The organism is Neolewinella antarctica (assembly GCF_011927835.1).
In the GTDB taxonomy this organism is placed as follows: Bacteria; Bacteroidota; Bacteroidia; order Chitinophagales; family Saprospiraceae; genus Neolewinella; species Neolewinella antarctica.
In genome coordinates this window covers 873,067-897,233 of sequence record NZ_JAATJH010000002.1, presented here as the reverse complement: position 1 = coordinate 897,233, position 24,167 = coordinate 873,067, and the positions used below count along the sequence as shown (strand labels likewise).

Sequence of the window (24,167 nt, the reverse complement as noted above, 5' to 3'; positions counted from 1 at the left end):
AATGCGGAACTTCCTCCCCCTGCTCCTAGCCATGCTCTGGTTGGGTCCCCTCGTCCTCCCCAACCACGCGTGCACCAGCGTCCGCGCCCAGATTGGTGGCATCAGTACCTACGAATTCCTGAATCTACCAAACTCCGCGACCGTGGCGGCGATGGGCGGCCACCACATTGCGCTGATGGACGACGATCTGAGCCTCGCCCTGCGCAACCCCGCCCTGCTCAATCCGCTGATGCACCAGCGCGTCGCGCTCGGCCACGCCTTTCACCCCGCCGGCATTTCGAACAGTTCCGTTGCTTACGGGCACTTTCAGGAGAAGACAAAAATTACCTTCCAGGGTGGCCTTCAGTTTAGCGCGTACGGCGGCGACCTGGTCCGGCGCGACAACACCGGTCAGGACTTAGGGACGTTTTCCGCCAGCGACTTCGCCCTCACCGTCGGCGCGGCCCGTCAGTTCGACGAGCGCCTTAGCATAGGGGCGAACCTGAAAGTGATTTCCAGCCAGTTGGCCGGCTACGGCAGTGTCGGACTGGCAACCGACCTGGCCGTGCATTACCGCGACTCCTCCGGTCGGTTCGGCATCACGCTGTTGGCCAGAAATTTTGGCGCCCAACTTAGTCAGTACGACGAAACGTCCGGTCGCGAACCCCTACCCTACGAACTACAGATCGGCATCAACAAACAACTCCGCTACCTCCCCTTCCGGTTTTCGGTCATCTACCGCTACCTCGACCGCTGGAACGTCCTATTCGACGACCCGAACGCGCAGGAAGAGTTCAGCATTCTCCTCACCGACGAGGCCGTGACCGGTCGCAGCGCCGGCTCCGTATTCCTCGATAACCTGGCGCGGCACTTCGTGATCAACGGGGAGCTGATGATCGGTAAAAAGAAGAATCTACGGGTGCGCGCGGGGTATAATCACGGACTGCGGCGGGAATTACGTTTGTCGGATTTCCGCTCCGGTGCGGGCTATTCGTTTGGTTTTGCGTTCCGTACGAGGCGGTTTTCGGTTGCTTACGGGCGGGGTACTTATCATTTGGGGGGTGGGGTTAATCAGTTGGGGGTGGATGTGGGGTTGGGACGTAGGTAGGCGGTAGGCGGTAGGCGGTAGGCGGTAGGCGGTAGGCGGTAGGCGGTAGGCGGTAGGCGGTAGGCGGTAGGCGGTAGGCGGTGAAAATTAATAAATTTCGATAGCGATTTTATTTTTACGCTAATTAAAATTTAGTCGACCATACCCAATCCTAAACTAGCGTAAATCTAATTCACCAGAACCTACCGCCTACCCTACTACCGCCTAATTCTCCCTACCGCCTACTCCTCCCAACTCCGCAATAAAACCTCCGCCGTACTAAGCACCCGCAGCCCCAACAAATCCATCACCTGGTGCCGGCAACTAGTCCCGTTAGCCACCACCAGCACTTCCGGCCCTAACCCTCGCAAATGCCGCAGTAGCGATTGCTCCGCAATCTTCTTACTCAACTCATAATGCTCCGCTTCGTAGCCGAACGAGCCGGCCATGCCGCAGCAGCCGCTGTCGAGCAGAGTCACCGCGAAGTTCTTCGGCAAACTCAGTGCGGCGGCGCACTTGCTGGCGTCACCGAGCGCTTTCTCGTGGCAGTGTACGTGGAGGACAAGCTGGACTTGCTGGTCGCCGAAGTCATCCGGGGTAAGCCGGCCTTCGCTGAATTCGCGGAAGAGAAATTCGTCCAGGGTATACGTTCGTCTCGCCAGTTCCGTGGCTTGCTCCTGAAGTTCGCCGCGCAGTAGTTTTGGGTACTCATCGCGGAACCCGAGGATGGCGCTGGGTTCCAGACCGATTAGGGGACGATCGTCGTCAAAGAATTGCCGGACGTTGTGTTTCGCGAACTTTCGGGCCTGGTCGAGCAGTCCTTTACTCAGGTGGGCGCGGCCGCTGGGGGCGTTGTTCGGGGTGAGGTTGACCTGGTAGCCGAGTTTGGTCAGTAACTGGATCGCGGCCGTACCTACGTTAACGTCCTGGAGGTTGGTGAATTCGTCGCAGAATAGATTTACTGGGTATTCGTTTTTATTCGGTTTGTTTTTAATTTTATTCCATTTTCGCAGGGTCTGCGTGGCGATGGGCGGCAGGCTACGCTCCGGCGCGATGTTGGCCATTTTTTTGATTAACGGACCCATTAATTTAATACCAAAATTGGCCAGCGTCGGCATTTTTGAGCCGAGGCGGTACAATGGTTCGTTAGCCGCTACGAGTTTCGTCCGTAAATCAGATTTATTCTTCTGGTGCAGGTATTCCGCCTTCAGGTTGGTCATATCGACCGAGCTGGGGCACTCGCTCGTGCAGGCTTTGCAGCTGAGGCAGAGGTCCATGGCTTCGGCAAGGGCGGGGTGGTCGAAGGGGTTGTCGTGCTGGTTGCGGGTGAGGACTTCACGCAGGGTATTGGCGCGGCCGCGGGTGCCGTGTTGTTCATCGAGCGTAGCCCGGAAAGAAGGACACATCGCGCCGCCGTCCATTTTCCGGCAATCACCCGAGCCGTTGCACTTTTCGGCGGCGCGGAGGAGGCCTTCGTCGGCGGACCAGTCGAGGGCGGTAGCGAACGTCGGGGTCGGTACGTCAGCTTCGTAGCGGAGGCCCTCGTTCATGGGTGGTGCGTGGACGATCTTGCCGGGGTTGAAGATGTTATCGGGGTCGAAGACGCGTTTTAGGTCAACGAGCAACCGGTAGACGTCCGGACCCAGCATTTCCGGTAGAAAAACCGCGCGTACCCGCCCGTCACCGTGCTCCCCACTCAACGAGCCGCGGTATTTTTTGACCAGGCGGGCAACGTCGTGCGTAATGTGGTAAAAAGCCTCCCGGTCGGCCGTCCGCTTAAGGTTGAGCACCGGCCGTAGGTGGATTTCCCCCGCCCCGGCGTGTGCGTAGTAGACCGTTTTCTGCTCGTAGCGCTGCATCAGTGATTCGACTTCCGCGATGTAGTCGGCGAGGTCCGCAACGGCGACGGCGGTGTCCTCGATGCAGGCCACGGCCTTCGCGTCTCCGACCATGTTGCCGAGGATGCCGAGACCGGCGGCGCGGAGGTTCCAGGCTTGGGCGACTGAGGTTGGGGAAGTTAAATAGGCGGTAGTCGGTAGGCGATAGGCGGTAGGGGTTGGGAGGTCTTCGGTCTCTGGGCTGGGGTCTGCAGCCTTTGGTCTGGGGTTTTCGGTCTTGAATCTTTTTTCTTTATTCTTTACTCTTTCATCCCCTTCACCCCCCTCAATCTCGGCAGCCATATTCTCGGCGAGAGACAAAGCCGCTTCGTCCGTTTCCGCCCTAAATTCTACCAACAAAAGCGCGCGCGGGTCGCCGTGAACGAAGGAAGCATTTTTCGCCTGAGCGGGGTTAGTACGGGCGAGGCGCAGGATGGTATCGTCCATCAGTTCGCACATGAAAGGCCGATGGCGCATAGCAACCTGGGTGGCGCGCATGGCAGCGTCGATGGTTGTAAAGTGGACGGCGGCCAGGGCGCTGCCCGGGGGTGGTAGGGGAAGGATCCGGACTTTCAATTGAGTAGTGAAGGCGAGCGTTCCCTCGGAGCCGGCTAGTATTGGGATTAGATTGTACGGAGCACTTTTCTGCCGCAATAATTCATCCAGTGCGTAGCCGGTATTTCGCCGGGTGACGGTAGCTTTCGGGAAGGCTTCCGTGATCTTTTGTTGATTTTTCGGAGAGCGGAGCAAGTCATTTAGATAGGTTTGTATCTCCCCCATCCTTGCTCCTCTGTTATTCCCTTGCACCTGCGACCGCGCCCCCGTGTCATACAGCGTTCCATCCGACAAAACCACCCGCGCCGAGATGACATGATCGCGCGTAGCTCCAACCGTAATACTCGTGCTTCCGCAAGAATTGTTTCCAAACATGCCCCCCATCGTGCAGCGATTTGCCGTCGACGTGTTCGGACCGAACCAGTAACCCAGCGGCCGCAAAGCTTCGTTTAATTGATCCCTAATAACACCCGGCTGCACGATCGCGTAGGATTCTTCAATATTAATTTCAATAATCTCGCGCAAATACTTACTCACGTCAACCACCAAACCCGCCCCCACGGCCTGCCCCGCCAGACTCGTCCCGCCCGCCCGCGGCGTAATCGGCAGGTTATGCGTTCCGGCAAACTCCACGCAAGAAATGATGTCCGCCTCCGACTTCGGAAAAACCACCGCCAAAGGTTTCTCCCGGTAGACACTTGCGTCCGTGGCAAACAAGATCCGGTGCGCTTCGTCCGTGCGCAAATCTCCTTCCAGTCGGCGCGCTAAGTCGCTTAAACCACCGGCTAAATTCCGTTCACTTACCATACTCCAAAAGTACGACCGCCGCCCGCAAGCGTACCTTTGCACCATGTACCTCATCCAAGGAATTTTCGTCACCGAAGACGTCACCAACGAACAATTCGCCTGCAACCTCACCGCCTGCAAGGGCGCCTGCTGCTGGGAAGGCGATTTCGGCGCGCCCCTCGAAGAATCCGAGCTCGCCGAGTTGGAGTCCGTCTACGACAAGGTAGCCGAAAATATGACCCCACTAGGCATCGCCGCCGTCGCCGCCCGGGGCAAGTACACCGAGAACCCGGAAACCGAAGGCCACGACACGACCCTAGTAGACGGCGGTGCCTGCGCCTACATGGGCAAAACCGACGGCGGTATAGCCTTCTGCGCCATCGAAAAAACCTACAACGAAGGAAAAATAAGCTGGAAGAAACCCATCTCCTGCCACCTCTACCCCATTCGCGTGGCCAGTAAGCCGGAGGCTAATTTCGAAGCCCTCAACTACGACCGGTGGGACATTTGCTCGGCCGCCTGCACGAAGGGTGCGCGGGAGAAAATTAGGGTCTACGAATTTGCCAAACCGGCGTTGATTCGCAAGTACGGGGAGGAATGGTACGAGGAACTGGAGGCGGCGGTGGCGAGTGGGTTTTAGGTTTGTGGTCTTCGACTACGGGCCACCAATTTACTTTGGCTTACTAGGAGAACAGTACTTTTTTCACCCGGGTGAAATTCAACTCGGGGTATAAATCCTTCGCGGCCCGGACTAAGTGATTAGCGGCCGCACCTAATTTACCCTCCGCAGCTAATGGCTTCACCAGGCGTAGGTGCAAGCGGCCGGAAAAGCTCCGGAATGTCTGGTGCTTGCGCACCCCGGGAAAGTGGTCGTAAAAAATCTTCGTTTCCCGCAGTTTCAAGCGGACACTTTCGAGGCTGCGGTACTCGGAAGAAAGCACGTAGTTTTTGCCACTAAAGTAGCGGATGCTACCGGGGCGCTCGTCGTAGTGGTAGTCCCCGCGCATGGTGAGTAAGTAGAAAATAGCTTGATCCGCCGAGAGGATTTTACCAAACCAGTCCGGAAGCGGCCGCAGACTAACCGTACGGAACATAATGCTACTGATGTGAAACGGCATGGAATACCGCCGGGTCAGGTCGTCGTGGCCGTAAATACCCGTCGTGATGGTTACCCCCGACTTATTGCGGTAACTAGACCGGTAATTCGGACGGGGCGACTCCGGGCCCCACTCGATGAAACTTTCGTGGCAGGACATGCTCAAGTCCGGATGGGCGGTCAAGATGTCGACCTGCCGCTGTAGTTTATCGGGGTCTATGTAGTAATCGTCGGCGTCGAGCATTGCGGTAAACTCGCCGCGGCACGCAAGTAAGTTAGTAACGTTGTTGCGCCGGCCGGGTATTTCAGCCTCAACACGGTCCGTGTGCAGGTGCAGCCGAATTAATTCAGGATATTCTCGTTGGTACCGTTGAAGCACTTGCTGGCTTTCGTCGGAAGAGCAATCATCGCCAATGATTATCTCACAGGGAACAGTGAGGCGCTGGTCCAGTATGCTCTCTATTGCCCGTGGTAAGTATTCCGCCTGGTTGTAAGACAACATGGAAATACTCAGCACCGGACGATGGTGCTTGGAGCCTTGTTCTCTAATCGTCATGATTTAAAAGCGTATTGACCAATCCAGCCGCTAAAAATAGCAGGATATTTCCTGATTGACGGGGGTGGATTCCCCAAAATTACAACCCAACCGATCAACTACCGTTTCCGGCTACCGCACCGCGATGAATCTTACCCAATAACCAAGTAATTTTCAATGCATAAGTAATTGGTGGGCAACAGCCTATTATAAAGTTGGCCCCCGATGCTCCGGTACGGTATTTTCCACAAAAAACCCGGAGGCCCCATGATGGTACGGTAAATGGTCGTTTGCGAACGAGAAATGTCAACTCGTGTACGTTAAAATAAAAGCCGATAAACAATCAACGCTCACGCACAAAAACGTCGGCTCCGTCCCAGCTTATAAAGTTCCCCGAATCGCTTGCTCCCGCTCGATCGCTTCGAAAAGCGCCTTAAAGTTTCCCTTGCCGAAGCTCGTCGCGCCCTTGCGCTGGATGATCTCGAAGAACACCGTCGGGCGCGGCTGCACGGGTTTGGTGAAGATTTGAAGGAGGTAACCTTCGTCGTCGCGGTCGACCAGGATGCCGAGTTCGCGCAGGGGCGTGAGGTCTTCGTCGATCTCGCCGACGCGCTCCAGCAGGGTGTCGTAGTAGCTGTCGGGGACGCGGAGAAACTCGATGCCCCGGTCGCGCAGGGCGATGACGGTGCTGATCACGTCGTCGGTCGCCACGGCGATGTGTTGGATGCCCGGGCCACGGTGGAACTCCAGATATTCTTCGATCTGGCTCTTTTTCAGTCCGGGTGCCGGTTCGTTGATCGGGAATTTCACGCGGCCGTTACCGTTCGACATCACCTTGCTCATCAGGGCGGTAAACTTGGTGGAAATGTCCTTATCGTCGAAGCTGATCAGCTGCTTAAAGTCCATAACCTTGGCGTACCAGTCCACCCAGGTATTCATCTCGCCGAGGCCGACGTTGCTGACCATGTGGTCGATAAATTTCAGGCCGACGGGTTCGGTGCGGTAGTCCGGTGACCAGCTTTCGTAGCCGGGCAGGAAGGTGCCGTTGTAATTTTTCCGCTCCACGAATTCGTGAATGGTGTCGCCAAAAGTTTGGATCTGGGCGCGGACGCAGGTGCCGTGTTCGTCGGAAGAGGAGCAGGGTTCTGACACCGAGACTGCCCCGCGTTCGACCGCCGTTTCGTAGGACCAACGGGCATCGTCCACCCACAACGCGACGCAGCGGACGGTATCGCCGTGCAGATCATGTAGGCGACCGACTTCCGTGCCGGGTTGCAAGGGGCTAGTGAGGACCAACCGAATCTTATCCTGCACCACCACGTAACTCTCCGTTTCCCGCGTTCCGGAGCTAAGGCCACGGTACGCCAGGGGTTGGAAGCCCATGGCCGTCATGTAAAAATAAGCGGCCTGGCGGGAGTTGCCCACGTAGAGCTCCACGTAGTCCGTCCCCAGCAGGGGAAAACCGTCACTAGCAATGACGTCGGCGGTGTGCGGGGCGGAGGAAATTTGCGGATTCATGGTTCTGTTATTTTTCGTTGTCACGTCAACAGTTGACGCGGCAAAGATACGGCGCGGACGGTGATCGCTGGAGAAAGTTACGCCCCGTAAACGACTATTCCCCCGAAAACAATACTACCATTTAGTGTAGGGTTCCCAAGATACCGTTTCGCCCGCCGCATTTACCGCAATTAGGGGTTCATTTTTTCTGCGGAGCATTAGAGTTGCGTTATTAGTGGAAGCAGCAACAATATCGCGAATAATCCGCAGGTGGTGGCGGGGGTGGTTTTTACCAACTTTAGCAATCGGCCCTGACTGAGGGTACCGAATTTACACTGCTCGTAGTGCCGGTGCTTGTCCAGCGAGGCGAATTTGACCGGTACGACTTTGGCTTCGGCGAGTTGGTGATGTACATCCTGGGTGTCAATTACCCCGGGTGGACGTACGGATCGGGTGCTACGGCGACGGAACAAATTACTCCTCGCAACGACTACCCAACCGTTCGGTAGTTCGTAAGCGACCACAGCACCCCTCCGCAACACTTACCTTGGGCCCTTATGAGCGAAAAATTTAAATGGGCCATTCTGGGTCTGGGAAATATTGCGGAACGCTTCGCCGAAGACCTGCGGCTAATTGACGACGCGGAGCTGGTGGTCGTAGGCAGCCGCTCCCTCGACCGGGCACGGGAGTTCGCCATTAAGTTCGGCGCGCGCCAGGGGGTGGGTTCTTACCGGGAGATCTTTACCGTCGGTAACATCGACGCCGTTTACGTCGCCACGCCCCACGTACAACACCAAGAATTGACGTTGCTGTGCATTGAACACGGCGTTTCCGTGCTCTGTGAAAAACCGCTGGGGCTCAACCTGGCCGAAGTAGAAACAGTGGCGGCCGCAGCCCGGTCCGGGGGCGTGTACTTAATGGAAGCCCTCTGGACGAGATTTTTGCCGTCAACCCTGAAGCTTAAAGGACTCATCGACGCCGGAGAGATCGGTGAGATACTCTCCGTCCGGTCGGATTTCGGCTTCCGGGCGACAGACTTGGAAGTGGCCCTGCCCCCCTACTCCGTGGCTGGTTCCGGATCGGGCGAAACAACAGTGACGACTTCCGGAGAAGTCACGGACAAACTTAAGCGCAACCGCATCCTCAACCCCGCCCTCGGTGGCGGTGCCCTGCTCGACATCGGCATCTACCCGCAGTTCCTCGCGCAATTCCTTTTCGGTGAACCCGAGCGAATCAACGCGACGGCCCGCCTTTCCGCGCAGGGTGTCGATCTGGATACGCAGGTCACGTGCGTCCACGCCGGTGGCAGGCTGAGCCATAATTATAGCACCGTGCTGGGCCTCACGAAGATCGAAGCGCTCATCATCGGCACCACCGGCAACATCCACTGGCATCCGCGCTGGCACGAGCCGAGTAGTTTTTCCATTCTGCGCGGTAAAGACGCCCCCCCGGAGAATTTTTACTTTGATTATGCCGGGGCGAACGGTTATAAATACGAGGCGGAGGCAGTGATGGCGGACGTCCGGGCCGGGCGAACGGAGAATGAACTTTGGTCGCTGGACGATTCGCTGGCGCTGCACCGGACGCTGTCCCGCGTACGGGAGCAAATAGGCGTTCGCTACCCAGGTGAGTAACCCAAAGGTTGAGGGCATCCTGCCCGACCCCGATAGCTATCGGGGGTGCGGTAGCGCTACCGCTGTTACGTTCGGGCAGGATGCCCTCAACCTTTTAAGTAAGCTAAAGGCAACCCGCCCACCCATTCATCGTCATTCATCCGGTATTGCACCCCGTTCATCCAAAACAAGGCTGAACCACCTTCCCGTACTCCCATCTTCGCCGAGTACCAATAAAACAGCAACCGCATTATGACAACCGCACACTACTTATTTACCCTACTTCTTATCGCATTTCATTGCACCAGCGTCAGCGCCCAGTATTCAATAAATGGGCAATTAACGGATGCCGATGAATTACCCGTTATTTACGCTAACGTAGCAATTTATGCGGATTCCAATCTCGTCAAAGTAGAAACAACCGACGACGCCGGCCTTTTCAGGGTCCGAGACATTGCCCCCGGGACCTACCAACTTACCGCCAGCTACCTCGGGGCACCGAACCTAAATCAGGAAATCGAAGTAGTCGGCGACCTCGATCTCGGCGTCCTTCAAATGGCCCCCGCCGCCGTCGAACTCGCCGAAGCAACCGTCGTAGCCAAGCGCGCCATGGTGGAAGTGAAGCCCGACCGGACGGTGTTCAACGTCCAAGGAACGATTAACGCCGTGGGCGATAACGGCCTCGACCTCCTGCGCAAAGCCCCCGGCGTGACGATCGATAACAACGACAACATCAACGTCCTGAGCCGCTCCGGCGTCCTCGTTTACATCGACGGCAAACGCTCGCCCCTTTCCGGCGACGAACTTTCCGGCTACCTGCGCAGCCTTACCGCCGAGCAGATCGACCGCATCGACATCATCACCAACCCCGGCGCGAAGTACGAAGCGGAAGGTAACGCCGGCATTATCGACATTCGCCTCATTAAAAATGAGAACGAAGGGGCGAACGGGTCGGCTAACTATACTGTCACGCAGGGCGTATACAACCGGATGAACGGCTCCGCGAGTGGTAATTATCGCAATAGAAATTTTAATACTTTCGGTCAACTCGGCTTCGTCGACGGAGAGAGCTACAATTCCATGGCGTTTATTACCCGTCAGGAAAACCTGGAAACCGTGCAAGACTTGCGGGCTATTAACACCTGGGCCAACGTCAACTACCGGATCGGAACGGATTTATTTTTAAATAAAAAACATACCCTGGGCTTTCTAATTAATGGTCTGGCGCAGGAGGGCATCAATGGAATTGTCGACGAGACATCTATCTCCAAAATCGGCCAACCCGTAGATAGTATCCTCCTGGCCGGCTCCGTTAGCGACGATACGCGCAAGCAGGCGACTTTCAACGTGAACTACCGCTACGAGCTCACCGAAGACAAAATACTGAACGTTGACGTCGATTACGGCCGCTTCCGTAACACCTCCTTTCGCGATCAGCCAAATCGCTACGTTAGCCCCGACCGCCAGGAAGTGCTCACCGAAATTACCAATCGTTTCAACACACCGCGCGATATCGATATTTATACTTTCCAGACGGACTACGAACAGCCGATCGGTAAGGGCAAATTCGGAACGGGCTTCCGCCTCAGCCGGGTAAGTACCAATAATACTTTTTTATTCTTTGACGTACCCGAATCGGAGAATGTTCTTAACCCAAACTCATCCAATTTATTTGATTATACCGAGAACGTATACGCCGGTTACCTGAGTTACACGGCGAGCTTTACGGACGCACTGAGCTACACCACGGGGCTGCGGGTGGAACAAACCGATGCGTCGGGCGTCTTGACGACATTTAATGCGCAGGACAAACCCCCGGTCGACCTCAATTACCTGAGCTTCTTCCCTTCCGCCGGTCTGACTTACGCGCTCGATCAGGAAAAGGGGAATACGGTTAGCCTGAACTACAGCCGGCGTATCAATCGGCCGGATTATAACGTCCTCAATCCTTTCCGCAATCAAATCAGCCAACTGACCTTCGAGTTGGGTAACCCTGGCCTACAGCCCGAAATCGTTAATAACCTTGAACTGGGCTACACCCACGCCTTTCGCTATAATTTTAAGTTAGCCTACAGCCAGACGTCGGACCAGATCACGCGCCTCATCGGGCCGGACCCCTTCGACTCGCGAGCTAAATTCATTAGCTGGGACAACCTGGCTAGCAACACCGTCGTGAGTTTCAACGCAAGCATCCCGGTGACGGTAACGAAGTGGTGGAATGCCTTTTTCAACCTCAACGCGGCCCACATCGACAACCAAGCGGATTATGGGGAGAACGGAATGGTGGACGTGCAGGTCTTTACCTATAGTGGTTTCAGTCAGCAGACTTTCAATCTCCCCTACGACCTGACGGCGGAGTTGAGTGGCTTCTATTCCGGCCCCGGCGTCTGGGGTGGCGTGTTTGAGTACGACCCGATCTACTCCATCAATGTTGGTTTGCAACGGCGGTTTCTGAACGACCAATTAAACGTCAAGATCAGCGCCAACGACATCTTTCTCACCCAGGGTTGGAAGGGTGTTTCGGCTTTCAACGGGCAAACCGCCGCCGGCCAGGGCCGTTGGGATAGCCGAAGTATAGCCCTTGCGCTAAGTTATTCCTTCGGCAACCAGAAGGTGAAGAGCCGAAATCGGAAAACGGGACTGGGCTCGGAGGGAGAGCGGGCCGGGGGGGACTAATTCACCCAGATTACGGGTGCTCAAAAAGGGGCGCCCCGATAGCTATTGGGGCAGGTGCAGGGGCTGGTTAGCGCCGCAATGGATAAGCCGATAAAAACGGGAACATCCCCGTTGATTGCTAGTTAGGTAGACTAATCAACCCCTACCTTCTTGGAACAGCAACAACCACGACCAGCGGCTAACCCTAATGACGTCCCCGGAGAAATCGACTTCAACCCAGGGGTAATCCTAGAAAAACTAGACACCTGGCTGGACGGCTTCGCCCGGCTGATTCCCAATATTTTAGTGGGTATTGTGGTGCTGGTCATTTTCATCTTTATCGCCAGGTTAGTAGCTCGGCTCCTGCGAAAATCCTTGTTAGCGACTGGTCGCGAAAATCTTGGTGATGTAGCCGGCGGGTTCGTTAAATGGATCATTTACGGCGTGGGCTTTCTACTCGCGGCCACCGTCATCATTCCTACCCTCAATCCGGGTGACCTGATTGCCGGCCTGGGCGTAAGCTCCGTCGCCATCGGCTTTGCCTTTAAAGACATTCTCCAGAACTGGTTGGCCGGGCTGCTCATCTTACTTCGCCAGCCCTTTCAGGTTGGGGACGAGATCGAAATAAACGGGTTCGTAGGCAGTGTGGAACGCATCGAAACCCGCGCCACGATCATCCGCCAGTACAATGCGGTGCGCGTCGTGGTGCCGAACAGTGAGATATACACCAACTCCGTAAAGGTCATCACGGCCAACAAACTCATTCGGGACCAGTACGACGTCGGCATCGGCTACGGAGACAATATTGAAGAAGCAAAGGAGGTCATCCGCAAGGCGGCCGTAGCAATTGAAGGCGTTGATAACGAGAAGGGAGTAGAAGCCCTTACCTGGGGGCTCGACGCCAGTTGGGTGACGATCCGCGTCAGGTGGTGGGTCGACAGCAGACGCAAAAGCGTCGTCCACGTGCAGGATGAAGTCCTGATCGCCGTTAAGGAAGCGCTCGACGCCGCCCACATCGACATGCCCTACCAAACCCTCGTCAATCTGCTCCACGACCAGACGGAAGCGACGGATGGAGACCGGACTACCCAGCGGGAAGGGTGGCCAGTGCCACGGGATGGCCAGGCACCACAGCCACGCTGGAAAGTAAGGGACGGCAACGACCAGAACGGTGCGACCAACGGCAGCGCGGAGGGAGCCATGGAGGTGGATTCCACGCCCGCGGCTAAATAACTTAAGCACCTCCCGGCCGCTAGTCAAATACTTTACCTTACCTTCCCATCCACCACACCCACCAATTGCCACATGCCAAAATACCAAGCACGCAGTAGTGACCGAACCTACCCCGTCACCGCCACAGACCTCGCGGAGTTAGACCTCCACCGCACCGGCGAAGGAACGTACCATTTGCTGCGCAACGGCAAAGCCCACCACGTGCGTGTCCTCGAACTCGACCGCAATGAGAAGTCCGTCCGCCTCACCATCGACGGCCAGGAGCTTTTCTTTAGTCTCCTTGACGCTAGGGACCAACAAATCGATGCCCTGGGTTTTTCGGCGACCGAAACGGTCTTGAACAAGCACGTCTACGCACCGATGCCGGGTCTGGTTCTGAAAGTTTTGGTCGCGGAAGGTGCGGAAGTCACCGCCGGCACGCCCCTCATCATTCTGGAAGCGATGAAGATGGAGAACGTCCTGAAGGCCGAAGGCGACGGTGTCGTCACCACAATTGCGGTCAACAAAGGTGACGCCGTGGAGAAAAAACAATTATTAATCAGCGTCGAGTAGCGTCGGAATAAACCGGACGCTACGTCACTTAAAGTACATGCCAAACGAATTTCAGCCAGCCACCAAAGCAGCCTGGCTCACTCGGGTAGAAAAGGACTTAAAGGGTGAGGCCCTGGATTCTTTAAATTTCACCCTCGCGGGTCAGGAATTCTCCCCTTTTCACCACCCGGAGGATCAGCCGACCGCCTACGCACCCATCCCCGGGATGCCCGCCGGCCACCGCCTGGTGGGCGTACGAATCGACGCGAGCGGAGCGGCGGAAGCGGCAAACAAGACCGCACTCGACGCCCTGAATAAAGGTGCGGACCTCCTCCTGTTCCACGTACCGTTGCTGGAAGCCCTCAGTAAAAAAACCCGCAAAGAGCTACTCGCGGGAATTTTAACGGACATCGTGACGATCGTCTTTACCGAGCGGCTCTTCGACCACCCTACTTCCCCCCTCCTCTTTCAGGAAGGAGATACTTACCACCACGACGCCTTACAGGGCGACTACGCCGATGCACTCTTCGCGGCTACGGAAACCTACCGGGAAGAGGGTGCTTGTTGTCCCACGTTCCACGTCGGCTGTACGGATGACTACTACCTCACCCTGGCGAGTCTGCGCGCGATGCGCCTTTGCTGGTGGCGCATCAGCGAGTCGTTCGGAAAGCCCACCAATTGCCGGCTCATCGCCCACGTCCGGCCGCGGGATTTCACGGATAGTAACCACAATAAAATAGCGGCCACCACCCAGGCCATGTCCGCCATTGTCGGTGGCGCGGACGGGCTGGTAGTCGCACCAAGCGACGGCGACGAAGACAACGCCTTTACCCGCCGCGTAGCCCTCAATCTACAGCACCTACTGGAGTACGAAAGTCACCTGCACGGAATCGCCGACGCGGCTGCGGGTAGCTACTTTCTGGAATCCCTAACCGAACGGCTGGCGGAGCGCATCTGGGACCAGTTTCAGTCCCTTTTCAGTAACCCACTCTACAATAACTGACCCATGCAGAAAATACTCATCGCCAATCGGGGAGAGATTGCCCTACGCATCATGCGGACCGCCCGTAAAATGGGCATCAAAACCGTTGCCGTCTACTCCGAAGTCGACCGCGCCGCACCGCACGTCCGTTTTGCAGACGAAGCCGTTTTGCTGGGCCCCGCGCCCTCCAGCCAGTCCTACCTGGCCATGGACAGGGTTATCCAGGCGGCGCTGGACACCGGTGCCGATGGAATCCACCCCGGCTACGGCTTTCTTTCCGAGAACGCGGAATTTGCCCGCAAAGTCACCGAAGCGGGTATCACCTTCATCGGCCCCGATCCGCACGCGATCAAAGTCATGGGCAATAAGTTAGCGGCCAAAGAGGCGGTGGCGGACTACGACATCCCCATGGTTCCGGGCATCGACAAAGCAGTCACTGACGTTGCCGTAGCGAAAAAATTTGCCGATTCGGCCGGCTACCCCATCCTGATCAAGGCAGCGGCCGGCGGCGGCGGCAAGGGCATGCGGGTCGTCACCGCGGCGTGGGAAATGGAAGAACAAATGGAGCGGGCCGTCAGCGAAGCCGTCAGCGCCTTCGGGGACGGTGCGGTATTCCTGGAAAAATACGTGACCGCGCCCCGGCACATCGAAATCCAGGTGCTGGCGGATAACCACGGCAACATCGTCTACCTCTTCGAGCGGGAGTGCTCCATCCAGCGGCGTCACCAGAAGGTCGTCGAAGAAGCACCGTCGGTCCCCCTGAATTTAGACCCCGACCTGCGCGTCAGGATGGGGGAAGCGGCGGTCAACGTTGCCCGCGCCTGCGACTACAAGGGGGCCGGAACAGTAGAATTTCTCATCGACGGCGATAACAACTTCTACTTCCTGGAAATGAACACCCGCCTCCAGGTAGAACACCCAGTCACCGAACTGATCACCGGCGTCGACCTCGTCGAACAGCAGATCAACGTCGCCCGGGGCATCCCGCTGGCGATGAAGCAGGAGGATCTGCGCATTAAGGGCCACGCCATCGAACTGCGCGTGTACGCCGAAGACCCCCTGAATAACTTCCTACCGAGCATCGGTACGCTGGAAACCTACCAAATCCCCACCGGCCCCGGCGTTCGCGTCGACGACGGTTTCGAGGAAGGTATGGAGATCCCCATCTACTACGACCCGATGATCGCCAAGCTCGTCACCTACGGATCGAACCGCGCCGAGGCGTTACAGCTGATGCGGAAAGCTATTCAGGATTATAAGATCAAAGGAATCGAGACCACCCTACCCTTCGGCCGCTTCGTCATGGACCACGAAGCTTTTATTTCCGGAAATTTCGACACCGGTTTTATTCAGGCGTACTATTCTCCCGAAGACATCCTCCGGGAGAGGGCGGAAATCGAACGGATCGGCGCGCTGGCGGCGGCGGCTATTTTTGAGGAATCACGGCAAGCACTGCGCGTCCCGGAGCGCACGAGTAGTGAGTGGTCGCAACGGTGAGAGTTACCCGCTGGAGCATACTACTGGACATTTTCCCCGGACGCTTGGAGGACCTCAACAATTTCGCCTTCGGCTTCACGGCAGAGGACGCTCCAAGGTCCTCAAGTAGAATTTTAGAACCTTGGAGCGTCTCGAAACTAAAGCGTAGCGAAGGGTTTCGAGTCCTCCAAGCGTCCGATTTGAAAATGTCCAGTAGTGTGCCGCTGGAGTTTAACTTAGCTGCCCATTATTTGTCGGGAGTAGGGAACACATAATGCACAAAAAAGGAAAGAAAGAGAAAGCACGAAAACTAAGAGGCCACTTCTTGTGAATACTAGTTCCATTGGGTGCTTTTGTCTCTTTTGTGCTTTTTGTGTTAAAAATTCGTTCTAGTGGTACGTACGGCGACACTCGGTACGTAGCATCGATCAATCAAAGTCACCATGAAAAGCCCAGATTTCAAAACGCTTCCCTTCGCCCGGCCAACCACCGGAGAGGAGGCACCCGCGAGGTTCGGTCACGAAGGTTTCGTAGCCGGTCTGCCGCCCTATCTGCGTGGGCCTTATTCCGCCATGTACGCCATTCGCCCCTGGACGATCCGGCAGTATGCGGGCTTCTCCACGGCGGAGGAATCCAACGCTTTTTACCGCCGCAACTTAGCGCAGGGACAAAAAGGACTTTCCGTCGCCTTTGATCTGGCCACCCACCGGGGCTACGATTCCGACCACCCGCGGGTTGCCGGTGACGTGGGCATGGCCGGCGTCGCCATCGACACGGTGGAGGACATGAAGCTGTTATTCGACCAGATTCCGTTGGACAAAATGTCGGTATCCATGACCATGAACGGGGCCGTGCTACCGATCATGGCGTTTTATATCGTGGCCGCGGAGGAGCAGGGTGTCGATCCGGCATTATTATCCGGAACCATCCAGAACGATATATTGAAAGAATTCATGGTCCGGAATACATACATCTACCCCCCGGAGCCGAGTATGCGCATCATCGGAGATATTTTCGCGTACACCAAAGAATTTATGCCGCGCTTTAATTCCATTTCCATCAGCGGCTACCACATGCACGAGGCGGGCGCCTCGGCGGAAATCGAACTAGCGTACACGTTGGCTGATGGATTAGAGTATTTACGCACGGGAATTGCAGCGGGTCTGGACGTGGATGATTTCGCACCCCGCCTCAGCTTTTTCTGGGGCATCGGCATGAACCACTTTCGGGAGATCGCCAAGATGCGCGCGGCGCGGCTGCTCTGGTCGGAAATCGTCAAAAGCCTGGGCGCAAAGAACCCCAAATCGATGGCCCTGCGCACGCATTCCCAGACGTCCGGTTGGAGCCTGACGGCGCAGGACCCCTTCAACAACATCGCCCGCACGGCCATCGAGGGGATGGCGGCGGTCTTCGGTGGCACCCAGTCGCTGCACACGAATTCACTCGACGAAGCGATTGCGCTACCGACCGATTTTTCCGCCAAGATTGCGCGGGATACGCAGAAATTCCTGCAGGAAGGCACCGGCGTCACCCGGGTGGTCGACCCCTGGGGCGGTTCCTACCACGTAGAAACACTGACGAACGAACTCATCGACCAGGCGCGCGGGCTGATGGCCGAAGTCGAGGCGGCGGGCGGCATGGCTAAAGCCATCGAAGCCGGCCTACCGAAGATGCGCATCGAGGAGGCCGCGGCCCGCAAACAGGCCCGCATCGACGGTGGTAAAGAGAAAATTATCGGGGTGAATATGTTTCAGAACACCGACGACGAAGAAGTCCTCGATACCCTCGAAGTCGACAACAAAGCAGTGCGCGAGAGCCAACTCGCCCGCCTCAAAACGGTACGTGCTACGCGGGACGAGAGCGCGGTCGCGGGTGCCTTGTCCGAACTGAAGCAGTGCGCCGCGGGCGCCCCGGGAAACTTGCTCACCCTAGCCGTCACGGCATCCCGCGCCCGCGCCACCCTGGGCGAAATATCGGACGCACTCGAAGAAACCTTCACCCGCTACCGGGCCAACCCCCGTCTCATTTCCGGCGCCTACCGCAACGAAATGCTACAGGATAATGAGTTCCTCAGCGCGCGCGCGCTTTCCAACGAATTTGCCGAGCACTTCGGCCGCCGCCCGCGCATCTTGGTCGTCAAACTCGGGCAGGACGGGCACGACCGGGGCGCCAAGGTGATCGCCAGTAGCTTCGCCGACATTGGCTTCGACGTTGACGTAGGTCCACTGTTCCAAACACCGGAGGAAGCCGCGCGTCACGCCGTCGAAAATGACGTCCACATCCTGGGCATCTCTTCCCTGGCGGCCGGTCACAAAACGCTCGTCCCCCAGGCCATCGCGGCCCTCAAAGCGGAAGGTGCCGGCGACATCCTCGTCGTGGCCGGCGGGGTGATCCCGGAAAGAGACTACCCCTTTCTCTACGAGCAGGGCGTCGCCGCTATTTTCGGCCCGGGGACGGTAATCGCAAAAGCGGCTTCCGCAATTCTCAAACTAATGTTACCCCAGGTCGAAACCAAGCATTAAAAAGGTGCGCATTCTTCCTTTCGGAGAATTACGCACCCTGAATTTTCATGCATCCCATGCTTAGTTCCTACTAGCTGGGGCTCGGAATAGCTTGATCGATCGGCCCGGCCAGCACCAACTTGTTTTTACGCGGCGGGGCATTGCGCTCCTTCTTTCCTGACGACAGCAGTGCCTTGAGCACGACCATTCCAAACACGGTCGCGCCAATCCCGCCAATCAGCCAGGGTAACGAGCGGTCGACGACGGGCTCGGGAACGGATATTACCCCGAGTTTGACGTCGTAAACGGGTGCCTGCCGTGCGTAACGCCCGTAAGTAGGTCGCTGGCTACGCGTGGCGTACTGAGCAAGTTTCGTAGCCAGATCGGGGTCGTTTATTATTTGTCCGTGGCCGGCGGCGAGGGTGCGGGGGCGTAGCTCCGCCAGTTGGCTGAGACTGGCTTCGGCGGCGTCCCAGTCGGGCGTAAAGGGGACGGGCGCGCGGGCGATTTCGCGGGTGTGGGTTATTTGCGTGAGCCAGCTGTCGAGGTCCATCGTGGCCAGGGCGTCGCCGGCGATCAAAAATCGGTCGGATTCGCGCCAGAGGGAGACGTGGCCGTTCGTGTGGCCGGGGGTGTGGAGCCAGCGCCACCCTTCAAGGCCGGGAACGGAGCCGTCTTCCGGAAGCGGCTGGACGCGCGCGCTGAAGTCGTAGCCCGTTAAAGGAAAAACCCGGGCGAGTTGCGCGATGGCGCCCCCCATCGAAGAATCCGCGGGTGCGTAGTTGGAGCGGCCCGTCAAAAACGGCAGCTCGGCGGGGTGGGCGTAGATCGGAACGTCCCATTCGTCAGCCAGCGCAATCGCGTTGCCCGCGTGGTCGAAGTGGCCGTGAGTTAAAATAATGGCCGCGGGTGGGCTACTAGCGTGAGCTTCGGTGATGCGCTTGACGTAGTTACCAAAACCAGGAAGGCCGGTGTCGACGAGAACCCAGGATACATTCGGGTCACCCACCGCGTACACGTTTACGAAGGCGGTAGGGATGCGAAGCACGTCGGGGGCTCCGGATTCGGTGACGGGGGTGGTGGGGTTTTCGATGCTTGATAGTTCCATGCCACTATAAGTAAAGTCCGGCAGCTTTTGTGCGATGTATCCTGGCGGGCGGGGGTCTCCGTGGGGTTCAAGTCGGTACTGGATTAGGCAACGATTACCCGTTACCAAGAGGGCGCGGTCGCCCCGACTAAGTGCGGGACTAGCTGGCGCGTCGCGGGTGCAATGTTTTTGGTGGGTGATAAAATATCCTGAGCATAATTTTGGTACGATGGACGCCCGGGTACTACACCTTTACTTACCTTGCCAGTCAGTTGATTTTTAAAGTCCTCCGATCCATGTCCAACCAAGAAAAACTACACCAAAAACTAGCAAAGGCCCAGCTCGGTGGCGGTCAGCACCGCATTGACAGCCAGCACGGGAAAGGCAAACTCACCGCCCGTGAGCGCGTCCACCTCCTGCTCGACGACGGCAGCTTTGAAGAGATCGGTGCCCTCGTGACCCACCGGACGACCGACTTCGACATGCAGAAGCAGGTTTTCTACGGCGACGGCGTCGTGACGGGTTACGGCACGATCGCGGGTCGGTTGGTGTACGTTTTCGCGCAGGACTTCACCGTCTTTGGTGGCTCCCTCTCAGAAACGCACGCGGAAAAAATCTGTAAGATTATGGATGCGGCACTCAAAGTAGGTGCCCCCCTAATCGGGCTCAACGACAGCGGCGGCGCGCGCATTCAGGAGGGCGTCCGGTCACTGGGCGGCTACGCGGACATTTTCTACCGCAACGTACAGGCCAGCGGTGTCATCCCACAGCTATCCGCCATCATGGGCCCCTGCGCGGGCGGCGCGGTTTACTCTCCGGCCATGACGGACTTCACGATCATGGTCGAGAACACGAGTTACATGTTCGTCACCGGCCCGAACGTGGTCAAAACCGTGACGAACGAAGAAGTGACCAGCGAAGAACTCGGCGGGGCCAGCGCGCACTCGACCAAGTCGGGCGTCACGCACCTTACGGCGGCCAACGACGTCGTCTGCATCCAGAAACTGAAGCGCTTAATCAGTTACCTACCACAGAACTGCGAAGAGAAGCCCGCCGCCCTCCCCTACGTACTGGGCGACGAGCTACGCGACCAACTGGAAAGCATCGTGCCGGAAAGCGCGAACCAACCTTACGACATGCGAGAGGTGATCACGGGCATCATCGACGCGAATTCTTTTATGGAAATCCACGAAGACTACGCGGACAACATCGTCGTCGGCTTCGCCCGGTTGGCGGGCCGTAGCATCGGTATCGTAGCCAACCAGCCGATGAGCTTGGCCGGTGTGCTGGACGTAGATTCCAGCAAGAAAGCCGCCCGGTTTACGCGGACGTGTGACTGCTTTAACGTACCGCTACTCGTGCTGGTCGACGTACCCGGTTTCCTGCCCGGCACCGACCAGGAGTGGAACGGGATCATCACCAACGGCGCGAAACTACTCTACGCGCTGAGTGAGGCGACCGTGCCGCGGGTGACGCTCATTACGCGCAAAGCCTACGGTGGCGCTTACGACGTGATGAACTCTAAGCACATCGGGGCGGACATGAACTTCGCCTGGCCCGGGGCGGAAATTGCCGTGATGGGTGCGAAAGGCGCGAGCGAAATCATCTTCCGCAAAGAAATCAAAGCGGCGGACGACCAGGCGGCCAAGCTGGCGGAGAAAGAACAGGAATACGGGGAGACGTTCGCCAACCCCTACCGGGCGGCGGAACGCGGGTTCATCGACGAGGTGATCCTGCCGAAGGACAGTCGGCGCAAGCTGATTCGGTCCTTCGCGATGCTGGAGCATAAAGTAGTCGACCGACCGCGGCGCAAGCACGGTAACATTCCGTTGTAGGGGAAATTCATTGGAGCCGAACACTGGTAGCCGCAATAGCAACTCGCGGTGATTAGTCAGAACCGGAATGCGCTTAACACGTTGTTAGCATTAGTTGTAAACGAAACGATCTTTCCCGGACGTAACTTTGCCGCTCGTTACCGACCTTTTCCGGCCCTCACCACTAGCTCACGCCACATGCCCTTGCTTTTCCCCACGACCGCGCACCCGCGACCGCGCCACCTGCTTTTTTTTCTCCTCCTTTTCAGCGGCGCACTTGTGGCCCAGAACGGACCTAACGCCCCCAAAACGAAAGGCACGGTCAGCGGCCAACTGGTCGACGAGGCAACGACCGACCCCATCGGGTTCGCCAACGTGATCGTTTATACGGTTCAGGACAGCATGATCAGCGGGACGACTACGGATTTTGACGGCCGCTTCAAACTCGAAAACCTGCCCCTCGGCGACTACCGGCTAGAGATGAGCTTCATCGGCTACGACACCGAAAACCGTGAATTGGAACTGACCGAAGCCGAACGCTTTTTTCAGACGGGCAAGATCGTCCTCGGCTCCGGTGGTCAGGATCTGGATGAAGTCGTCGTCACGGCCGAGCGCGCGGTCATGGAACTTGGCTTGGACCGCAAGGTATTCAACGTAGAAAAGTCCGTAGCCGCCGCCGGTGGCTCCGCCGAAGATCTCCTGCGGCAACTCCCCAGCATCAGCGTCGACGTGGAAGGAAACGTGAGCCTACGGGGCAGCGGCAACGTACGTTTTCTGATCAACGGCCGCCCGAGCGGCCTGGTGGGTGCCGACCCGGTGACCTACCTCAAAAGCCTTTCCAGCACCGCCATCGAGCGCATCGAAGTGATCACTAACCCCGGCGCGGCTTTCGATCCCGACGGCACGGCGGGCCTCATCAACATCGTACTGAAGAAGAAAGGCGCGGATGGTTTTAACGCCACCCTGAACGCCAACGTCGGCACCAATAACAAATTCGACGGTAGCCTCGACCTCAACTGGCGCAAGGGCAAGTTCAATACTTTCGCCGGACTTAGCGGCCGGTACGACGAGCGGTTCTTCGAAGGCTTCCGCGATCAGAGCGGCGATTTGGGTGACAGTACTACCAGTCGGTTTTTCACCTTTGACGGTGACCGTGTTCGGGAATCACAGAGCATCCGGTTGGGTACTGATTACGCGCTGACGGAGCGCTCCACCATCGGTGTGCAGGGCAATTTTCAGTTTCAGCAAGGTCAGAGCAACAATGATCGGGTGACCCGTTCCTTCGATAGCGAAGGCAGCCTTATCCGCGTCAGTAACCGCTTGGAGACGGAGCCTTCCGAGGAGAATGAATACGAAGTTCGGGCCGACTACTCCACGACTTTTAAGAAGGAGGGCCGCCAACTCAACGTCGGCGTGCAGTACAGTGGGGAGGTGGAAGACGAGACGGAGAATTTCGACGAGACGATCAGCGACAACATGGCTAACCTACTCGAATCCTTGTTGGAGCGTGCGCCTTCCAACGAAACCGAAAACCTCTTCCTAGCTCAGGCGGACTACAGCCAGCAGATCGGTAAGTACAAATTCGAGACCGGCTGGCGTTCGACCCTGACCGATCTGACGACCGATGCGGCCTTCGGCTCGGTCAATGCCGATGGCGAGTTTGCCCAAGTTGACTCAATCAGTAATCTATTTAACTACCGAGAAGACATCCACGCCGCGTACGCAACTTTTGGCGGGACGGTAGATAAAATCACCTTTAGTGCGGGCCTGCGGGCGGAACAAGCTTACACGACGAGTACGGAGACGGAGCCCGAGTCAAAAGTATTCGTAAACAACTACTTTAAAGTATACCCCAGCGTTTTCGTTGGCTACGCTTTTGATGACAATACCACCGTGCAGGGTAGCTACGGCCGCCGCGTCAACCGACCACGTTCCTGGGCGCTTAACCCCTTCACCGACCGAGGCGACCCGCTTAACCTGCGTGAAGGTAACCCCCTCTTGCTGCCGGAGCTCATCAACAGTTTTGAGTTGAACGTGCAGCAGCGGTACGGGGTAGGGACGGTCACCGCGGGTCTTTATTTCCGTCAATTGAAAGACCTGATCAGTCGGGTGAATTTAGAACTAGCGGACGGCGTCACAAAGAGTACACGAGCTAATCTAGATCGCGGCCGGGACTACGGTATTGAAATTATCTCGAGTCTACGCCCGGTGAAAGACTTAGATTTAACGTTGAGCCTCAACGGTAGCAAGAGCGAAATCATCGGTAGCGCGGATGACCCCAGCCTGGACGCTGATGGCTACATTTTTAACGGTAACCTACAGGTGAGTTACAAGCTACCCTGGGACGTCAACGCGCAGGCAACTTACTTCTACCGCGGGCCGAGTATTCGCCCGCAAGGAACGGTCAAGACTATTCAATCGCTGGACATAGGTTTTCGTAAGGACGTGCTCGGCAAAAGAGGGGCCATTACCTTGCGCGTAACGGACGTATTTAACACCAGACAGTACCGCTTCGACACGGTCTTACCTAGCCGACAGACTTCCAGCCAGTTTCAGCGCGAAAGCCGGATTGCCTACATCGGCTTCCAGTACAGCTTACAGGCCCTGAAACCCGAACGAAGCCGGGGTGGCGGCGGGGGGGGTGGTGGCGATGATGATTTTTAAGGATTGTTAAACCTTCTTATGGCGCGGACGCGGGTGCATAGATTATCCGCATGAACGACCCTCCGACGGAATACGTCCGGAGGGTCGTTTTTACGTACTACCGCTAATGCGCACAATCATCAATCCGTATAATAGGTCAGTCGCGCTTGTGATTCATTTAAACGTCGCCCCCAACCACGCTTCCGTATATTGCCGTGTA

At 57.1% G+C, this 24,167-nt stretch carries 15 protein-coding genes; 11 read left to right on the top strand and 4 right to left on the bottom strand.

Features of this window, described 5'->3' with window-relative positions:
- Nucleotide 1: 1 nt before the first annotated feature.
- Entirely contained in the window at nucleotides 2-1,087 is a 1,086-nt protein-coding gene (gene porQ, locus GGR27_RS08830; protein WP_245184497.1) for a type IX secretion system protein PorQ, read from the top strand.
- 221 nt (nucleotides 1,088-1,308) lie between these two features.
- Here porQ and GGR27_RS08825 read toward each other — a convergent pair whose 3' ends face one another.
- Nucleotides 1,309-4,305, bottom strand: coding sequence for an FAD-binding and (Fe-S)-binding domain-containing protein (locus tag GGR27_RS08825; RefSeq protein ID WP_168037055.1), 2,997 nt, complete (start codon nucleotides 4,303-4,305; stop codon nucleotides 1,309-1,311).
- A gap of 43 nt (nucleotides 4,306-4,348) precedes the next feature.
- Between GGR27_RS08825 and GGR27_RS08820 the strand changes: the two genes are divergently transcribed.
- The gene (locus GGR27_RS08820; RefSeq protein WP_168037054.1) at nucleotides 4,349-4,924 is read left to right on the top strand and encodes a DUF3109 family protein; all 576 of its coding nucleotides are present in this window, start codon (nucleotides 4,349-4,351) and stop codon (nucleotides 4,922-4,924) included.
- Between the two features lie 43 nt (nucleotides 4,925-4,967).
- Here GGR27_RS08820 and GGR27_RS08815 read toward each other — a convergent pair whose 3' ends face one another.
- Together GGR27_RS08815 and hppD are read right to left on the bottom strand one after the other, a co-directional pair.
- On the bottom strand, nucleotides 4,968-5,936 hold the full coding sequence (locus GGR27_RS08815; RefSeq protein WP_168037053.1) for a glycosyltransferase family 2 protein: 969 nt from the start codon (nucleotides 5,934-5,936) through the stop codon (nucleotides 4,968-4,970).
- A 360-nt stretch (nucleotides 5,937-6,296) separates the two neighbouring features.
- Nucleotides 6,297-7,433, bottom strand: a complete 1,137-nt coding sequence (gene hppD / locus GGR27_RS08810) for a 4-hydroxyphenylpyruvate dioxygenase (RefSeq protein WP_168037052.1) — start codon at nucleotides 7,431-7,433, stop codon at nucleotides 6,297-6,299.
- Between the two features lie 536 nt (nucleotides 7,434-7,969).
- Here hppD and GGR27_RS08805 point away from each other — a divergent pair.
- From GGR27_RS08805 to scpA, 7 genes are all read left to right on the top strand, one after another.
- The gene (locus GGR27_RS08805) at nucleotides 7,970-9,046 is read left to right on the top strand and encodes a Gfo/Idh/MocA family protein (RefSeq protein ID WP_168037051.1); all 1,077 of its coding nucleotides are present in this window, start codon (nucleotides 7,970-7,972) and stop codon (nucleotides 9,044-9,046) included.
- 231 nt (nucleotides 9,047-9,277) lie between these two features.
- The gene (locus tag GGR27_RS08800; protein ID WP_168037050.1) at nucleotides 9,278-11,701 is read left to right on the top strand and encodes a TonB-dependent receptor; all 2,424 of its coding nucleotides are present in this window, start codon (nucleotides 9,278-9,280) and stop codon (nucleotides 11,699-11,701) included.
- Nucleotides 11,702-11,851: 150 nt separating this feature from the next.
- Nucleotides 11,852-12,913 (top strand): mechanosensitive ion channel family protein, encoded by a 1,062-nt coding sequence (locus GGR27_RS08795; protein ID WP_168037049.1) that lies wholly within the window; start codon nucleotides 11,852-11,854, stop codon nucleotides 12,911-12,913.
- Nucleotides 12,914-12,985: 72 nt separating this feature from the next.
- Entirely contained in the window at nucleotides 12,986-13,465 is a 480-nt protein-coding gene (locus tag GGR27_RS08790; RefSeq protein WP_168037048.1) for an acetyl-CoA carboxylase biotin carboxyl carrier protein subunit, read from the top strand.
- Between the two features lie 37 nt (nucleotides 13,466-13,502).
- Nucleotides 13,503-14,447, top strand: coding sequence for a methylmalonyl-CoA mutase family protein (locus GGR27_RS08785; RefSeq protein ID WP_168037047.1), 945 nt, complete (start codon nucleotides 13,503-13,505; stop codon nucleotides 14,445-14,447).
- 3 nt (nucleotides 14,448-14,450) lie between these two features.
- On the top strand, nucleotides 14,451-15,923 hold the full coding sequence (locus GGR27_RS08780) for an acetyl-CoA carboxylase biotin carboxylase subunit (RefSeq protein WP_168037046.1): 1,473 nt from the start codon (nucleotides 14,451-14,453) through the stop codon (nucleotides 15,921-15,923).
- A gap of 422 nt (nucleotides 15,924-16,345) precedes the next feature.
- Nucleotides 16,346-18,424, top strand: coding sequence for a methylmalonyl-CoA mutase (gene scpA, locus GGR27_RS08775; protein ID WP_168037045.1), 2,079 nt, complete (start codon nucleotides 16,346-16,348; stop codon nucleotides 18,422-18,424).
- Between the two features lie 70 nt (nucleotides 18,425-18,494).
- On the opposite strand, the gene GGR27_RS08770 is transcribed toward scpA, so the two are convergent.
- Entirely contained in the window at nucleotides 18,495-19,511 is a 1,017-nt protein-coding gene (locus GGR27_RS08770) for an MBL fold metallo-hydrolase (protein ID WP_168037044.1), read from the bottom strand.
- A gap of 275 nt (nucleotides 19,512-19,786) precedes the next feature.
- On the opposite strand from GGR27_RS08770, the gene GGR27_RS08765 reads away from it, so the two are divergent.
- Complete coding sequence (locus GGR27_RS08765; RefSeq protein ID WP_168037043.1) at nucleotides 19,787-21,325, top strand: acyl-CoA carboxylase subunit beta; 1,539 nt, start codon at nucleotides 19,787-19,789, stop codon at nucleotides 21,323-21,325.
- 177 nt (nucleotides 21,326-21,502) lie between these two features.
- The gene (locus GGR27_RS08760) at nucleotides 21,503-23,968 is read left to right on the top strand and encodes an outer membrane beta-barrel family protein (protein ID WP_168037042.1); all 2,466 of its coding nucleotides are present in this window, start codon (nucleotides 21,503-21,505) and stop codon (nucleotides 23,966-23,968) included.
- Nucleotides 23,969-24,167: the final 199 nt, after the last annotated feature.

Excerpts from the sequence above, each read along its gene's own strand:
- GGR27_RS08800 (WP_168037050.1), top strand. The coding sequence starts at position 9,278 with ATGACAACCGCACACTACTTATTTACCCTACTTCTTATCGCATTTCAT.
- GGR27_RS08785 (WP_168037047.1), top strand. The coding sequence starts at position 13,503 with ATGCCAAACGAATTTCAGCCAGCCACCAAAGCAGCCTGGCTCACTCGG.
- GGR27_RS08790 (WP_168037048.1), top strand. The coding sequence starts at position 12,986 with ATGCCAAAATACCAAGCACGCAGTAGTGACCGAACCTACCCCGTCACC.
- GGR27_RS08820 (WP_168037054.1), top strand. The coding sequence starts at position 4,349 with ATGTACCTCATCCAAGGAATTTTCGTCACCGAAGACGTCACCAACGAA.
- porQ (WP_245184497.1), top strand. The coding sequence starts at position 2 with ATGCGGAACTTCCTCCCCCTGCTCCTAGCCATGCTCTGGTTGGGTCCC.
- GGR27_RS08825 (WP_168037055.1), bottom strand. The coding sequence starts at position 4,305 with ATGGTAAGTGAACGGAATTTAGCCGGTGGTTTAAGCGACTTAGCGCGC.
- hppD (WP_168037052.1), bottom strand. The coding sequence starts at position 7,433 with ATGAATCCGCAAATTTCCTCCGCCCCGCACACCGCCGACGTCATTGCT.
- GGR27_RS08780 (WP_168037046.1), top strand. The coding sequence starts at position 14,451 with ATGCAGAAAATACTCATCGCCAATCGGGGAGAGATTGCCCTACGCATC.
- GGR27_RS08805 (WP_168037051.1), top strand. The coding sequence starts at position 7,970 with ATGAGCGAAAAATTTAAATGGGCCATTCTGGGTCTGGGAAATATTGCG.
- GGR27_RS08770 (WP_168037044.1), bottom strand. The coding sequence starts at position 19,511 with ATGGAACTATCAAGCATCGAAAACCCCACCACCCCCGTCACCGAATCC.
- GGR27_RS08815 (WP_168037053.1), bottom strand. The coding sequence starts at position 5,936 with ATGACGATTAGAGAACAAGGCTCCAAGCACCATCGTCCGGTGCTGAGT.
- GGR27_RS08765 (WP_168037043.1), top strand. The coding sequence starts at position 19,787 with ATGTCCAACCAAGAAAAACTACACCAAAAACTAGCAAAGGCCCAGCTC.
- GGR27_RS08760 (WP_168037042.1), top strand. The coding sequence starts at position 21,503 with ATGCCCTTGCTTTTCCCCACGACCGCGCACCCGCGACCGCGCCACCTG.
- scpA (WP_168037045.1), top strand. The coding sequence starts at position 16,346 with ATGAAAAGCCCAGATTTCAAAACGCTTCCCTTCGCCCGGCCAACCACC.